Source organism: Tsukamurella pulmonis, from assembly GCF_900103175.1.
Classification (GTDB): domain Bacteria; phylum Actinomycetota; class Actinomycetes; order Mycobacteriales; family Mycobacteriaceae; genus Tsukamurella; species Tsukamurella pulmonis.
Map to the genome: position 1 here is coordinate 49846 of NZ_FNLF01000002.1, position 15660 is coordinate 65505.

General features: G+C 67.1%; 11 protein-coding genes and 1 pseudogene. 9 read left to right on the forward strand and 3 right to left on the reverse strand.

Annotated elements, in window-relative coordinates; all coding sequences use genetic code 11:
* Positions 1 to 57: 57 nt before the first annotated feature.
* The 4 genes from BLQ62_RS23630 to BLQ62_RS00540 are packed head-to-tail and all read left to right on the forward strand — an operon-like array spanning position 58 to position 2436.
* Positions 58 to 570 carry a hypothetical protein gene (locus tag BLQ62_RS23630; RefSeq protein WP_068563671.1) on the forward strand — a complete coding sequence of 171 codons (513 nt, stop codon included), beginning with the start codon at positions 58 to 60 and terminating at the stop codon, positions 568 to 570.
* Positions 567 to 1124: a thermonuclease family protein gene (locus BLQ62_RS23635; RefSeq protein ID WP_068563672.1), complete on the forward strand. Its 558-nt coding sequence runs from the start codon at positions 567 to 569 to the stop codon at positions 1122 to 1124. The genes BLQ62_RS23630 and BLQ62_RS23635 overlap by 4 nt, the downstream gene beginning before the upstream one ends.
* Positions 1121 to 2065, forward strand: a complete 945-nt coding sequence (locus BLQ62_RS00535) for a hypothetical protein (RefSeq protein ID WP_139184113.1) — start codon at positions 1121 to 1123, stop codon at positions 2063 to 2065. The genes BLQ62_RS23635 and BLQ62_RS00535 overlap by 4 nt, the downstream gene beginning before the upstream one ends.
* Complete coding sequence (locus tag BLQ62_RS00540; RefSeq protein WP_068563676.1) at positions 2062 to 2436, forward strand: hypothetical protein; 375 nt, start codon at positions 2062 to 2064, stop codon at positions 2434 to 2436. The genes BLQ62_RS00535 and BLQ62_RS00540 overlap by 4 nt, the downstream gene beginning before the upstream one ends.
* Before the next feature lie 90 nt (positions 2437 to 2526).
* On the opposite strand, the gene BLQ62_RS00545 is transcribed toward BLQ62_RS00540, so the two are convergent.
* The 3 genes and pseudogenes from BLQ62_RS00545 to BLQ62_RS23125 form a co-directional block, all read right to left on the reverse strand.
* Positions 2527 to 8211 carry a helicase-related protein gene (locus BLQ62_RS00545; protein ID WP_139184114.1) on the reverse strand — a complete coding sequence of 1895 codons (5685 nt, stop codon included), beginning with the start codon at positions 8209 to 8211 and terminating at the stop codon, positions 2527 to 2529.
* A 122-nt stretch (positions 8212 to 8333) separates the two neighbouring features.
* Complete coding sequence (locus BLQ62_RS00550) at positions 8334 to 8894, reverse strand: hypothetical protein (RefSeq protein ID WP_068563680.1); 561 nt, start codon at positions 8892 to 8894, stop codon at positions 8334 to 8336.
* 192 nt (positions 8895 to 9086) lie between these two features.
* Positions 9087 to 9476: pseudogene (locus BLQ62_RS23125) on the reverse strand (PcfJ domain-containing protein); the annotation flags it as partial.
* Positions 9477 to 9688: 212 nt separating this feature from the next.
* Here BLQ62_RS23125 and BLQ62_RS00560 point away from each other — a divergent pair.
* From BLQ62_RS00560 to BLQ62_RS00580, 5 genes are all read left to right on the forward strand, one after another.
* Positions 9689 to 10426, forward strand: a complete 738-nt coding sequence (locus tag BLQ62_RS00560; RefSeq protein ID WP_068563684.1) for a hypothetical protein — start codon at positions 9689 to 9691, stop codon at positions 10424 to 10426.
* Positions 10427 to 10487: 61 nt separating this feature from the next.
* Positions 10488 to 11678 carry an ImmA/IrrE family metallo-endopeptidase gene (locus tag BLQ62_RS00565; RefSeq protein WP_231857510.1) on the forward strand — a complete coding sequence of 397 codons (1191 nt, stop codon included), beginning with the start codon at positions 10488 to 10490 and terminating at the stop codon, positions 11676 to 11678.
* Between the two features lie 33 nt (positions 11679 to 11711).
* On the forward strand, positions 11712 to 12929 hold the full coding sequence (locus BLQ62_RS00570; RefSeq protein WP_068563782.1) for a tyrosine-type recombinase/integrase: 1218 nt from the start codon (positions 11712 to 11714) through the stop codon (positions 12927 to 12929).
* Positions 12913 to 15180 carry a tyrosine-type recombinase/integrase gene (locus BLQ62_RS00575; RefSeq protein WP_068563686.1) on the forward strand — a complete coding sequence of 756 codons (2268 nt, stop codon included), beginning with the start codon at positions 12913 to 12915 and terminating at the stop codon, positions 15178 to 15180. Before BLQ62_RS00570 ends, BLQ62_RS00575 begins: the two co-directional genes overlap by 17 nt.
* The gene (locus BLQ62_RS00580) at positions 15177 to 15608 is read left to right on the forward strand and encodes a DUF6262 family protein (protein ID WP_068563688.1); all 432 of its coding nucleotides are present in this window, start codon (positions 15177 to 15179) and stop codon (positions 15606 to 15608) included. The genes BLQ62_RS00575 and BLQ62_RS00580 overlap by 4 nt, the downstream gene beginning before the upstream one ends.
* Positions 15609 to 15660 lie beyond the last annotated feature (52 nt).

Consider the following 15660-nt stretch of genomic DNA (forward strand, 5'->3'; position numbering starts at 1 on the left):
AGAGAAGAAACGGCAAATCGCGTCACGCTTCTGCGGGCGCGCCCAAAGGAGAGCGCCATGCGCAAACCGCACCCTGTCCCGGTCGGGATCGCCGACCTCCCCGAGTGGCAACTGGACCAGCTCCACTGCGCACTCAGGTACCACCTCAACCGCCCCGGCGCGCTGCATCGGGAAGCTCAACGGTTCATCGAGCGCGAGCGCTACGACCTCGCGACGCCCACGATGTGGCGAACCTTCGCGAAGGCTCCGGCTCTACTGCGCGTGCTCGCCGACAACACGCACGGCTCCCCGCTCTGGCGCGCGGAGCGCTCGCGGCGCCGGCTGTACCTGTTCGCTGTCGCGGCGTGGGTCATCATCGGTGCGGCCGTCTCGCTGGCGTCTGCGAGCCCCGTGCTCGCCTGGACCGTCGTGCTGACCGCCGTGGCCGCGCCGTTGTTCGTCGCCGGCCATATCCCCGGTCCGCTCACCGACGAGGACGAGGCAGCATGGACCTCCATGGTGCGGTCGGTGACCATGACCACCGTGTCCGCCCGCGGCACCGTCGCCGGTTCCGATGCGAGCGCAGCATGATCGCCCGCAAGATCGGCCTGGCCGGCGCGGCCGTCGTCGTCGGTGCGCTCGCGGCGGGCGGTGGGTGGACCGGGTGGCAGCATCTCGCCTCGGCCGCGCCGAACGCACCGCAGCCCGCGACACAGCTGCAGGGTCCGTACTCGGTCACCGCTGTCGTCGACGGCGACACGATCCGGATCAACCGCGACGGCCGCGACGAGACGGTGCGTCTCCTCGGAATCGACACGCCCGAGACCAAGGACAAGCGCAAGACGGTGGAGTGCTTCGGCCGCGAGGCCTCCGCGCAGACCACGCGCATGTTGTCCGGTAGCCGGGTGTCCATCGAGCCGGGACCGGAAGCGCGGGACAAGTACGGGCGCACTCTCGGGTACGTCTGGACCGAAGACCACCGGCTGATCAATCTCGAACTCGTCCGGGACGGCTACGCGCGGGAGTACACCTACGACCGGTCCCTGCCGGGCGCGCACGTGGACGCGCTGCGCACTGCGGAGCGTGATGCGCGGTCGGCCGGCCGCGGGCTGTGGTCGCCGACCTCGTGCGGAGGCGGACGATGAACACGCTGACGCTCGCGGCCCCGCCCTCCTACGGGATCAATTGGACCGAACATCTCGCGCGTCTGACGCGCGTTGTGCTCGTGCACGCGCCGTCGATCGCTACCGCCCTGTCGTGGTTCGCCGCGATCGCGGTCGTCGCGGGCGTTGCCGCCTTCATGTACGCCCTGCTGCGTGATCGTCGGCCTGGGTCGCCGTTGGCCGCGGGCGACCTGCGGATGATTCTGGAGGCGATTGGAGTGGCCGCGGTGATGACGGCGATGCTGCTGTCGTCGGTCCGGGTCGGCGCGCAGGCCGCGTGCGCCTGGGCCGCGTGCACCGTCGACGCCGGCAGGATCGCGATCGACGGCGACGCTGCGCCCACGCCCTCGCCCTGGCTCGCCGCAGCGACGTTGGTGTGGATGACGGCGACCATGATCGCGGTCCTGTGCGCGGTCACGCTCCCGGTCGGAGCGGTCTTGTTGATCGCTCTGCGGGAACGCCGGCTGGATGCTCTGTTGGTCAAGCTGCAGCGCTACGGACTGCCCGAGACGGTCGCACTACGCACGCGCGCGGACACGCTCGGCGGGCACGTCGATCCGACGCTGCAGCGCGTTCGGAGGGCCGCGGCGATCGACGGACAGTGGCCCGGTGATGCTCTGCGACGGTGCGCGGTCTGCTGCATGTGGATCGCCGGGGTGAGCGTCGGTGCCGTGGCCTGGGCGCTGCCGCTCGCCGACAGCAGCACCGATCTGCGCTCGGATCTGCTGCTGTCGTTGGTCGTCGTGCTCGGCGCCGCGGCCGCGGTCATCTTCATCGCCCGCACGTCCGGCTCGCGCGAACAGCGCGCCGCCGGTTCAACAAGGGTCGGGGCGGGCATCTCCGTGCCCCTCGCTTCCGGCTCGATCGAGGCGGGCAGCTCCACCGCTGACCGCCACACCACCATGAGAGGAAACGGCAAATGACTGACACCTTCGATCCGGCCGCCACGCTGGAGGCATTGCGCGAGGAGGCGGCGGCGCGCGACACCGCGCTGCAGAACATCGTGACGACCTACAGCGAAGTCCACGCGGCGCAGCGCGCGCTCGAGGACGCGGTGACCGCGCACCAGACGGCGCGCAAGGACGGCGAGCCGTTCGGGATCACCGACGCGTTGCTCAAGCGGGCCAACATCGAACCCATCGGATCGCCGAGTAGGACGTCGAGCAAGCCGAGCAGCAAGTCCCGCAGCAAGCGGGGGACGGCGCAGCCGAAGGCGATCGCGGCAGCGCCGGCCACCGCCGCGCCCGCTCCTTCGCAGGACGCTCCGGCGCACGAGGAGCAGCGCGCGTCGTAGGGCCTACGGTCTCTCGGATCGCTCCACCAACAACGGTGCCCTTCCCTCAGCTGAGGGAAGGGCACCGTTGTGTGTGGAGGGTGCGTGCGGCTAGCGGGTGAGCCCGTCGTCGTCGCGGCTTGCGCTGTCGTGACTGCGCGGTGGTGCGTAGCGGTCACCGGTCGTCGGCGGCGGCGGCGTGGGTGCCGCAGGGCGCGTGACGCCGCCGTGGTCCCGGGCGTACCGAGCGGCTTCGTACTGATGCATCCTGCGGGCGGCCGCGGCGTAGTCCTCGGCGTTGGCGTAGTCCGACTCCTCGACCATCTTCTTGGTCGGGTTGAGCTGCAGACTCCATCCGTGGCGTCGGCCGGCGGCCTTCATGCGAGCGTCCGCGGCGGTGCGGCGGGCGATCGCTTCCGGGGTGTTCTGCTCGGCGGCGATCTCAGTGCGCAGACGGTGCACGGTCACCTCGAGGTCGCGGAGCTCGTCCGCCTCCTCGAACGGTGCGTCGATCTTCGGCGAGTTCACGACGATGTCGTCGCGGTAGTCGTCGATCATCGTCTGCGTCGTCGGGATGCGGTCCGGCAGGCTCGCGTACAGGTTCTCGATCCGCGTGGCGAAGCCCGATCGCATGGCGCTGCTGCTCTCGCCACCGTCGTCGAGCAGTGTCTGTTCACCGAAGAGATTCTTCTTGGTGATCGACAGCGCGGGCTCGCCGGGCATGTCGAGCCAGACCCTGATCATCTCGCTCTCCAGCGGGCGGTTCATGCGGACGTCGATGTCGCCGGGCATCGTCGCGATGACCTCGCTGCGCATCGCACCCTGGCCCTTGAGCGCGACGTACACCGAGCGTGCCCGGTCCAGCAGCGCGGCGCTGCGGTCGGTGCGCTCGACGAAGGCGCGGCCGGCGACGGTGAATGGCTTACCCTTCGCGTCCCACCCGGTGAGGTTCTCGTCGACGACGCGGCGGTAGACCTCGATGCGGTCCTCGAGGAGGGGAATCTCGTGGTCGGCATGGCGGACGCGGTGCGATGCGGCGAACCGGGCCTCGCGGTGCGCGCCCTCCAACGCGCGCAGCTCCTTGAGCTTCTCCTCGCTCTCGACCAGTTCCATGAACCGAGGGTCGCCGGTCGCCGCAGCCTTGGTAGCCGCTGCCGCCTCGACCAAGCTCTGTTCCTCGACGTCCTCGATCGAGGTGACGTTGTCGTCGAGCTGCCCGTTCTTGGCCTGCTCGATGAACATCGCCTTGCTCTCGACCTTGGCCCACATGACGGTGTCGGTGGACGCCTCGGAGACGTACGAGCAGATGTGCACCTGGCTGTGCTGGTTGCCCTGCCGAATGATGCGGCCCTCGCGCTGCTCCAGATCGGCCGGCCGCCACGGGACGTCGACGTGGTGGAGTGCGACGAGCCGCGCCTGCACGTTCATGCCGGTGCCCATCTTCGCGGTCGATCCGATGAGGACCGAGATCCGGCCTGACACGCACGCGGCCTGCAGACGACTGCGCTGCGCAGCGGTCTTGGCCTGGTGGATGTAGGCGATCGCCTCGGCGGGGATACCGCGGGCGACCATCTCGTCGCGCATGGCGTCGTAGAGCGACCACCCGCCGTTCGGCTTCGGCGTCCCGAGATCGCAGAACACCAGCTGCAGCGCGCCCGGGATCGGAGAGACCTCACCGTTGGGTCCGAGGTAGGTCCGCTCGGCGTACTCGTGGTGGATGCTGGCGACCCGTTCCGCGACGGCGTACGCGCGGGAGAAGCCGGGTGCCGGCGGATCCATCCGAGCGAGCCGGGGATCGAGCGCGGCTTTGCGGCCATCGCCGAGCACCTTGAGCGTGTTGTCGAGATCCGGGCGTGCCGGGTCCGCGTTGTCGAGTCGGTACTCGAGGTCCGCGCTGAAGTCGCGGAACTCCTGACTCGACGGTGTGGTGATGATTTCGCGGCCGCCGGCCTTCGGGAGCTTGCCACCGGTCTCCTCGTCGACCTGCGCGCGGATCACCACGTCGGTGAATTGGGAGGTGATGGCGAACATCTCGCGGGGGTTCTTGAACGCCGCGACTCTCGTGACGACTTTCAACTTGGTGCCGGTCGTATTGGTGACCGTCTCCGATCGCGTGGTAGTGAACGACGCTCCCCAGTCGTTGATGCTGTCGACGCCCGCGTCCGCGAGGAGGTCGGGGCGTAGGTAGCTCTGCATCACCCACGCCTCGGCAAGGCTGTTGGCGATCGGGGTGCCGGTGCTAAAGCACGCGACGCGCTCGGCGCCGCGGACGACGAACCGGCCTTCAGCGGCCGCGCGGTTGCGGGCGCCCTCGCGCAGGACCGACAACTTCAACGCGAGATCCTCGGCCTTCTGCGAGCCGGGGTGCGAGAGCGATTCGACAGAGGAGATCCGCGACTTGTTCTTGAAGTCGTGCGCCTCGTCGACGAACAAGTAGTCGCAGCCGGTCTGCTCGAAGGTGACGCGACCCTCGCCGTCCTTCTTGGCGGCGTTGGCGAGCTTCTCCAGGCGGGACTCGAGGCGGACCTTCATCCGTTCGAGCGCCTTGGTCGTTGCCGGGTTCAGGTCGCTGCCCTTCGCGGCCTTCATGCGCCGCTGCTCCTCCTCCAAGGATGCGATCTGGTCTTCGATGTACTTCTGCTGCCGCTCAGGCGCGACGCTGATCAACTCGAAGACGCTCGACGGCACGATCACCATGTCCCAGTTGCTCGTGGCGCTCTGCGCGACCAGCAGGCGCCGGGCATCGACGTCCATCCCCTTGCGGCCGACGAGAACGTTGGCCGCGGGCAGCCACTGCTTGACCTCGCGTCCGAATTGCTCGATGAGGTGCGTGGGGACGACGATCCAGGGCTGGTTGACCAGGCCGCGGCGTTTGAGTTCCATCGCGCCCATGAACATCGAGCCGGTCTTGCCGGCGCCGACCACGTGATCGAGCAGCACGGTCGGCTCGGCCGCGATCCTGGCAACTGCATTTCTCTGGTAGCTGTGCGCGGTGAACGCCGCCGAGACGTCGGGAAGCTGGAGGTAGCGGCCGTCGTACTTCGGTGCGACGAAGCCGTTGAACCGGCGGTTCCACTCGCCAAGGAGGCGGTCCCGGCGGCTATCGTCGTTCCACAGCCACCCCTGGAACTCCGCGGTGATCTTGCGGGCCTGGACCTGGGCCAGCGTCGTGGCCGGACCGTTGACCTCCGGGGCGCCGCGCTCGCGCTCGAGGAGACTGTTTCGGATCACGATCGGTCGCTGATTGAGCAGGGTCTCGAACAGCTCGACGGCGTCCATGCTCTTGCCGTTGAGCTCCACGCCGTACTCGGTCTTGACGATGGCACTGTAGCGGCCGCCGCCGCGGGTGCTCACCGTCCAGGACACCGACGAGTGCTCGACGATGACGGAGTCGATGCCGAACGTCTCCTCAGCGAAGGCCGCGTAGTCGTTGGGGTGGACCCAGGTCTCGCCGAGCGAGATGTCACCGATCTGGGACGGCCCCTTCGGAGTCGGGATGGCCGCGCGCAGCGCGGAGTGCAGCGCGGGCCAGTCGCTGTTGCCCGGGTCGTCCTCAATGAGCCGAGCGACGCGGTCCGCCTTCTTGATCACCTGCCCTGAGACCACGGCCTCGGCCGGCTGCAGGCGATGCCGCATGTCGTCCGGGTCTGGGTAGGCCAGCCCACGGATCTGCTCGCGGGCCTCGTCGGGCGTGACGCCGAGCAGCTCTGCCACGCGCCCGAGGTCGACGTAGGCGGACTCACCGACGCTGACGGCGATCGCCTCCTGCGGGGTCTGCGCGGTGGCCACGCGCCGCGGCGGCGCGACCACATCGCGGGAGAAGATGTCGGCCTTCTCCGCCTTGCCGGTCTCCTCGTCCCAGCGTTCGAGGGCCAGGAGCAACGCGACGCCCGGGTCGCCGCGGAGCGCCTCGAGGTGGATCTGACGCCGCACGATCGGGCTGGCGAGCCACGCCTGCTCCTCGTGCTCGGCGAGCGTGTCGTCCGGGATCGGGCCGGCGTACGGCTCGTCGGTCTCTCGATCGCGGTTGGCGTGCCGCCACTTGCCCTCGAGGGCGAGCATCTTCGCCGCGGCCTGCTCCTCGGTCCGTTCCTTCCCGCCCGAGACCTTGACGCGGTTGATCGGACCGTTGCTGGCGACGTAGGCGTCGTAGACACGGTTGAGTTCCCGGCGTAGGGCGTTGCGGTCGTCGACGCTGACGTTGCCGGCGCGCTGGCTGGTGATCGTCGACTCCGCGAGGGTCCGCAGGCGCAGCAGGTGCCGGGTCTCGACCTTCCTCGAGTCGGGGACCTTCACCAGCTCCGGATCGCCGCTGAAGCCGCGGCGGTAGAAGTCGCCCGTGGCCTCGTCGTACTCCACCTGACCGATCGGCGGTTCGTTCTCGTACAGCTCGGCCGCGGTCGCCAGGCCCGGGGTGGTCGCGGTCTCCTGCGGCACCTGGCCCGCGCGGAGGCCGGCGCCGCGGTCGACGGCGTCGTCGATGATCGGCGCCATAGCCTGACGCAGCCGCGCCGGCACCTGCTCGAGGTCCTCGGCGTCGACGCGCATCTCCGGTCCGTACTGGCCGGTGGCCGCGTGCATGCGGCCGATGACGTGGTCCGGGTGCTGGGCGAAGTAGCGGTTCACCGGCACCGTGGCCATCGCGCCGTTGGGCATCTCCAGCTCGGTCTGGTCCGAGCTGAGCCAGTCGACGGTGTCGGGATGCGGGACGCGCTCGTCCTCCGCGCGGCGCCGGAACACCAGCAGGTCGGTCACGACCGAGGTGGCCGCGACCCGGCGGAAGGTGTTCGCGGGAAGCCGGAAGGCGCCGACAAGTTCGGCCGATTCGTGCATCTCGCGGCGGGCGGTCGCGCCGAGCGTGTCGAGTGTGTGCGTGCTGGTGATCAGCGCGAGGTACCCGCCGGGCTTGGTCAGGTGCATAGACTTGAGGATGAAGTGGTTGTGAATCGAGTGGCCGCGTTGGTTGTGGACAGGGTCGACGAGCGAGAAGCTGCCGAACGGGACGTTGCCGATGGTGGCGATGAAGCTGCCGTCGCCGACGCGGGTGCGCTCGAAGGGCTCGTTGCGGACCTGGGCGCCCGGATAGAGGTAGTGGGCGATCTTGGAGGAGACCGGGTCCAGCTCGACGCCGACCATCGTTGCGGACGACGGTGCGGTACCGATGAAGGTGCCGGCGCCGGATCCGGGCTCGAGGACCCGGCCGCCCTCGAAGCCTGCCCGTTCGAGCATGTCCCACATCACCGTGGTGATCGCGGGATCGGTGTAGTGGGCGTTGAGCGTGGAACGCTTCGCGGCGCGGATCTCGTCGTCGGTCAGGACCGCGTACAGCGCGTCGCGGTCGTCCTTCCACTCGGGCCGGCTCTCGTCGAATACCGTCGGGGCGCCGCCCCAGCCGGACCAGCGGGCGAGCACGTCCTGTTCGTCCGGCGTCGCGTACCGCTGCTGCTCTTCGAGCTGCGCGACGAGTTCGAGGGCGGCGATGTTGGCTCGCACGCGGCTCTTCTCGCCCGACGGAACCGTGACCTCACCGGGGTGCGCGTAGCTGCGCGGCGGGACGTACGGATGCTGCTCCACCGCGCTGGCCGCGTCATCGGCGCCGTCGTCGACCGTGTGGTCGGTGTCCGCCTGGTCCTCGTCGTCCGCATCGTCGACGTCGGCATCCTCGAGGTCGGTCTCCAGGCCGGCGATGACGGTGCTCGCTTCGATCCAGACCCGCGAGCCATCGGGGCGCACGGCCTCCTGGGTGCGTACCTTCGTCATCTGCGAGAGCGGGACGCCCATCTCCTCCTGGGGCACCGTCGGCAGCTCCGTCGGATCGAGCGAGGGAAGGTCCGTGCCGCCCGGGTCGATCGACGCGGGGTTGGTCGGGATCCGGAAGTCCTCGTCCCCCGGATCGAACAGCGAGAGTTGGGCGTCGTCTACTTCTCGTCGACGGCCTCGGCGATTGCCGCGACCCTTGCTTCGACCAGCTCCCGCAGCGTCGTCGCGAGCGGGTCGCTCGGGCCCGCGGGCAGCTGCTCCCCGTCCTCGTCCCGTGCCTGCAGCAGATCCCCTGCCAGCACCCGGAACCGCGTCTCCGTCGCCTCCTCCGGCCAGAGCGTCGTAACCAGGTCCTCGATCTCCTGCGTCGGCGCCGTCGCCTCCTCGCTGTCCCAGCGCTCCGTCCACGTCCGGGGCTGCGCCGGCTCCTCGTCCGTCGACGTCGACGCGCCCTCCCACAGCTGTGCGAGCACCTGCTCGGTCGCGCTCTGGCGCGCCGTCTGCAGCAGGCCTAACTTCTCCATGTAGCCGATCGCCTGGCCCGGATGTTCCTGCAGCCACTGGCTGCTCAGCGTCCGCTCCATCGCCGAGGCCGCCTGCTCCACCTGCAGCTCCAGCTCGGCCGTCCGCTGGTCGAGCATCTCCTCGTACCCCGCCCGATCCATCGTCGACAGCTCCTGGCTGTACCGATCGTGCAGCGCTTCCCGAATTCCGGTCATCGTGTTCCCCTGTTCCTTCTTCGTGCATGCCAAAAATACCCAGCTCACGCTGGTTGTCTGTCGCCATGAGATGATTTGCCGTTTCTTCTCTTCGGTGTTCAGTTGACCTCTCGGATCACACCACACCCGGCGGCGGCCGGCTACCGAAACGCGGGGCCCGTGAGGAAGAAGACGTGCGTCGGCGCGGTGCTCCTACGCTGCGCGTTCTTGAAGATCACGCAGCCCCCAACCATGTTTCGCTGCTGGCACACCGAGCGCCTGGAGGTCCGCGAGGACCATCCGGCCGAGGTCTGCGCCGAGGTCCTTCGTCGCGGCGAAACCTCGGTTGTACTTGCCTAGCAGTTGGACAACACCTTCGGCGCGGGTGATCTGCACGTTGGCGACGAGGTCCCCGTCACGGAACAAGCCTAGAAGTACGTCCAGCCCAAGTTCGTTGCTGTAGCCACCGATGCAGGTCCGCATCAAGGCACCCCATTGGGCGAGTTCCGCCGGAGTGCTCGCCACTGTGACGTCCAACCCGCCCAAGACCGGGCGCGTCTGGATCTGCTCGGTGAGGCGCGTGGCCCAGTCGGCGCGATCGGCTTCGGTCGCAAGGCGGTTGAGCCGTGCCCTTTCCTGGCATCGGAAGGCTTAACTGGTGCGTAGCCGCGTCAAGATCACGAAACTACCTGTGTTCCAATAGATTATTTCGTCTGCGACATGTATTGTATGAGTCATGGAACACCTGGCGGATCCCGAAATTTCTGCCATGGATACCTATTGCGATGTAGGTATCCATGTGAAATCCTTCCCTCATGAACCTGAAACAGGTGCGGGCGGCGTGCGACCGTCTTGTCCAGTTCCACAGCGAGGAACTCGGTCAGCTGAGGCGGGACCTCAACGCGGCGGTGGTGTGCGTCGGCAACACGTGGGAGCCGGAGTTCGGAGCACCGACCAACATGCCTGGGATGATGTACTGCACTTCAGTGCGGGGCGTGTTGATCACACGGCGCATGAGGCGGGACACGGAGGTCCCACCGGGTGGTCGCGGGGCACTGACGACGAACATGGGCGCGGGGATGTCAGCCTTGATCGGCGACGGGCACGGGATGGACATGCGTGTGCGTCGCGACCAGGGAAACTTCGTGGTCGTCCGCGAGCGCACGCCGGAGGAGTCGGCGGCTCGCCGCTCGACCTCTCCCGAGGTTGCGGTCGACGATGCCGCATCTGTTGGGAAGCAGCTCAGCTTCCATGGTGGCGTGTTCGAGAATCTGGAGCGGCACTTGGTGGTGGACCCAGACCAGAACATCGAGTTCCGCTGGTTCGTCATGTGGAGCACGGACCCACAGCGCAGCCAAGTTGCGAGCGCCTACCTTGCAGCCGTTCACGGCATCGACGACTCTCAGCCTGTGCTGTACGCGAAGAGTCCTCTGCCGGTACTGATCGGTGCAGGCGGATCGTCGACAACGACGCCCCAAATCGACACGGCCGCCGACGACAACTTCGACGACATCTTGGACCAGCACGACGACGAGTCGACCGGCGAGTCCTGAGTGTTTGGAATGTGTCGGATCCTTGGTTTAGCGTCGCCGGTGGCGACAAAGCGAGGCAACGGTGAACACGGTGGAGATCTACGGTCTGAGGGTGCGTCAGGCTCGCCTGATGCGGAGGCTCACGGCGAAGGCCTTGATGGATATGGTCGGCTGGAAGGGCGCGAAGCTCACCCGCTTGGAGCGCACCGAGACAGTCACAGTGCCTGAGGATGAGTTCGAGCGGCTCGCGGAGGCATTGCGATATCCGCAGTCGTTCTTCACGACGGCACCGCTCAGCAGGGTTGAGTCCGATCACTTGTTGTTCCGCGCTCCGAAGTCGACGACCATGACCGAGAAGGAGCGGATGGCCCAGTTCATCGCTCTTGTCGGCGACTTCTTCTTGCTCGAGCTCGATAGGCAGCGCAAGCTTCCGCCCGTTCGGTTGAGCCCCGCACCGGGGCTGGATGCAGTCGCCGCAGCGGCGTTGGCTCGCAAGAACCTACTCATCGAAACAGGCCAGCCGATCGGCAACGTCACGTACATGGTTGAGCGCGCGGGGGTGACCGTCGTGATGCGTCGTGAACGGTTCAGCGGCAGTGCTAGTGAGGACAACTCGCGGGGGCGTCTTGAGAAGCACCTGGGTTGCGCAGCATGGTTCGGAGAGTTCAGTGAGCGCCCGATCATGGTGCTTCGGGAGCTGGACTCATGGGAGCGGACGCGTTGGACGGTCGCTCATGAGTTGGGGCACTTGATGCTTCACGGGAATATCGCCGAGCTGAGCGACGACCACGAAGAGGAGGCCTCCCGTTTTGCCTCCGAGTTCTTGGCGCCGATGGCGGAGGTGCGCGAGTCGTTGTCAACAAGTCCGTCGTTGTTGAACCTTCTTCCAGTGAAGGAGAAGTGGGGCATTTCTCTGGGTGCGCTGCTGCGGCACCTCCACGACTCCGGGGAACTACCCGACGACCGTTACGAGACGCTGCGCACCCAGCTGTACACGCGCGTCAATGCTGAAACCGGGTACACCTGGGGACGGACCGAGCCCGGCTGGAACGACCGGCTCCCTGAGCGGCCGCGGCTGCTCAGCCGGTGGCTCGAGGAGATTCACGGCAGTAGTTCGGCAGGTGTCGTCGCAGCCAAGGACAACATGTGGGAGCGAGACCTGGTCTCCGAGTTCCTTACTGGGCAGCGAAGCGGTCCTGGAAACGACAGCAAGACGCAGGTCGCCCGCGGTGACGTGGTGGACTTCCAGGCATACCGCAAGCAGCGGGCGTAGCCCCGCTGGTCGGTGCGGTGAGGGGTGACGAACATGGCGACGGTCCAACGATTGAAGGGTGAGCGTGGCCCGGACTATACCGTCCTCGGATCCGACCTTCTGCCGATCGCGCCGGCGCAGGAGTTCCTGCGGTACCTGAGGTCGACAGACCGCCCGAATACGCTCCGCGCCTACGCCCATGGTCTCGCGAAATGGTGGACAGTCCTGGAAGCCACCGGCAGCAAATGGGACGACTTTCCGCCCACCGTTTTCGGAACGTTCCTGACCTATCTCCGATCAGGAGACCTTCCGGACACTCCTCGGATCGGCGAACCGGCGAAGCCGGCCGCTGCCTCGACGGTTCAGCAGCGTGCTGCCGCGGTGTTAGCGATGTACACATACTTTCGTGACGCCAAAGGCCTTGAGGGGCCGTATGACCGGCTGTACTCATCGCGTCGACGCGCCCGATACAGCGGTACTGCGACCTCGCACCGACCGTTCCTCGAGGGGGTCGGTCCGGAGCGGGAGTCCCGGAGTCCAGTGTTTCCTGTTCGCTCCGGCCCTCGTAAGCGTCCGCCGCTACTTGAGCCGAAGGCGATCGATCTGATACTCGATACCTGCGCCTCACCAACAGACACAGGCGGTTGGACTGGAGGCCTTGCAGGCCTGCGAGACCGACTACTATTCGCGGTGCTCGCTGATACCGGAATGCGTCTCGGCGAAGTGCTGTCACTGCGGCACCAGGACTTCCACATCGGGTCCGGTGGAACCCCGTGGGTGGAGGTGGTGGGACGACAGGACCACCCCCACGGCGTGCGAGGGAAGACGTACCGCGCCCGGCAGATTTTCGTCACCGACGAGCTCGAGGCCCTGTACTCACAGTATGTGTGGGCGCTGATCGACGATGGCGCTGACCTTGAGGTACCCAGCCTGGCTGAGCATTTCGTTTTCGTGAACCTCGGTGCAGGAGAGCGCTACCGGCCCCTTCGACCGGAGACCGTGTACAGCAGAATCCGGGCGATCAGCACGAAGGCCGGGCGGGATCTGCCGCCGAGTTGGACTCCGCATTGGTTCCGGCATACACATGCGACGACCCTGCTCCTCGGTGGAGTCGATGTGCATGTCGTGAGCCGCCGGCTCGGTCACGCCCACGTGACTACAACGATCGACACCTATGGCTGGGTCACGGACGAAGCCGAGATGAGGGCCGCGGCGCAGTGGCGCTCAGCAGCCGTTGGCTGGAAGGAGCGCGTCGATGGCGACCGAGAGTAACGACCGCCGGCTCGTCGCCGCGGACGCCGCGGATGAGCCGTGGCGGCGGCAGTGGGATGAAGTTCCCCAGGGGTGGCGGATACCTGCGTATCGGATCTCGGAAGAGCCCTACAGCGACCTGTTCACTCAGAATGACTACTTCCTCTCCCGCTCTGGCGAGGACCCGGTCCACGACTTCGCGCCGGCCGAATGCCCACAGCGGTTCGCAGACGAGCTCGCATGGTGGGTCTGGGTCAGCTGGACCGAGGGCAGCCGACGGCTCGACCCATCGTCGCTACGCATGGTGTCCGAGGCTATCGCCAAGACCTACGCTTTCGGAACGGCCCGAGGCAGTCGGTGTTCGAGCATCGTTGATCTCGATCCGGCCGAAGTCAACCGGCAGGCGTTCGCCGCGTTCGAGAGACGAAATCAACGCCTGCCCAGCAGGACCCGGCGCCAGCACATCGAACGGATCGTCGGCCAACTCCACCTGTACCTCAGTGTCCGGTGCCGAGACCTACCGTGGTGGGCGCACAACACCTGGGACTTGCGAGCAGATCCGCGGATCCCCCGCCGCGAGCACGAGCCCGTACGCGACGTCTTCCAGCTCGATCGCATCGAACCTGCCTGGCTGCGCGAAGGAATGCGGTTCCACCTACGAATCGCGCTCAGTACCGAAATGCTGCGCTGGTCAACGGCGGCCGAGCGAAGCAACTCCACCGCCCGTCACCTGGGGCCGTTCCTGTCCAGGCGAGAGATAACCGGCCCGCCGATCACTACTGATCCCGCTCACCTGCGTGGGGTGTTCGCTGACTTCAGCGCCGAGCTTCGCGGCCCCGAAGCATCAGCGAAAGGCGGCAGGCTCTCCGCATCCGCGATCGAGCAGATCGAATCCCAGACGCAATCGTTCTACACGTTCATGTTCGACCATGCAGCCGAAGCGGTTGCCGCGACCGGCGATACGAGGTGGGGTGAGCTGACGGCGGCACACACCCGCCTCTGGGGTCCGGCGTACCGCACCCGTCCAGGATCACGGACCCGGGAGCTGACTTGGTACGCCACCTCCGATCTTCAGCGGATGCTGGCGTACCTCGATGTGCTCGCAGCTCCCCGCGACACCATGGTCGACATCACCCATCCCGACGGCAGCCACTCCTACGTCCACGGCCTCGACGACCCTCAGGCTGCCCGAGCTTGGCTGCTGCAGGCCATGACGGGGCGCCGCGCATCCGAAATCCTGATGCTGGACTACGACCCCCTCGAAGCTATTCCTGGTGTCGAAAGGGCTGCGTCCATCGAGCCGCCGGGCGAAGAGACGTTCGTCGCGAAGCTCCGATACCAGCAGACCAAGGTCGACGGTGTCGTGCCGACGATCCTGGTCGAGCAAGCAGTCGTGAATGTCATCCGGGAGCAGCAGGAGTGGCTCGCCGACACCTACCCCGGAATCGAGTCGAGATACCTGTTCATCGGTGTGAAGCACCAGTACCGCGGCCGCGAGCCCCGGCCTCAAGCCTCCTACCGACTGTCCCTAGGCAAGCTCGACAAGTTGCACGGCCTCACCGATGCTGCTGGTCACCCACTGCGGTTCACCCAGACCCACCGTCTGCGGCATACCCGAGCGACAGAGCTGCTGAACGACGGCGTGCCGCTGCACGTCGTCCAGCGTTACCTCGGGCATCGGAGCCCGGCGATGACCGCCCGTTACGCAGCGACCCTCGCCGCAACCGCCGAGGCAGAATTCCTCAAGCACAAGAAGATCGGCGCCGAGGGGCGCGACATCACGATCAGCCCGATCGACATCTACACGATGACCAAGCTCGCCTCACGCACAGACCGGATCCTGCCGAACGGCGTCTGCATGCTGCCGCCATTGAAAACCTGCGACAAGGGCAACGCGTGCCTGTCCTGCGGGCACTTTGCTACCGACCTCACCCACCTCGACGAACTCCGCGACCAACACCGCCGCACTGAGGCGTTGCTCGCGGCACGCCAGGAACAGGTACTGGCACGCACCGGGCGCGAGCTGACCGACGACAACGTATGGGCACGCGAACGGATACGCGAGCTCAGCTCTCTACAGGCCGTCATTGAGCGCCTCGATGCAGAAGCTGCCGAAAGCGCAGCAACGACCCCCGTGGTGATCGCAGGCGCCGGCACCCGCGATCGGCTGCCGTTATTGGTTGTCGCGACCCGAGGGAGCCACGAGGTCGTTCTCGACAAAGCCCCACCGACCGTCCGTGACCCTCAGGCGCGCGGGAGCAAGCGATCATGACCAACGTGGATGCGGACGACGCCGCTGACGCCGAAGGACGTGGATCCGCGGCCTACGAAGGCCTGCTCGCGTACGCCAGCGACACCTACGAGGCGACCGCCCGCCGCATAGACCAGGCTCGCCTGCGTCTCAAACGCGCGCGTAAGCCGGTCAATATCAGCACGGTCGCCGAAGCTGCTGGCCTCTCGCGCGCCACCATCTACCGGCACCCTGAGCAAGCAGCAAAGATCCGCGCTCAGCGCAGCCTTGGCACCGCCTCTCCCGCCGAGGTCGCGCCGCCCGCTACTGCGGACAACAGCATCATCGCGGGCCTCCGCAACCAGCTCCGGATGAGAGAGGAGGAGATCGCGCAACTCCGTCGTACCGTCCGTGAACGTAACGACGCACTCGCGATCGCCCATGCCGAGATCGAGCGCCTCACACCGTGATTCGACTGCACCTTCGCGCTGGATGCATGCATCAACGAAGCTGGGACTCCCA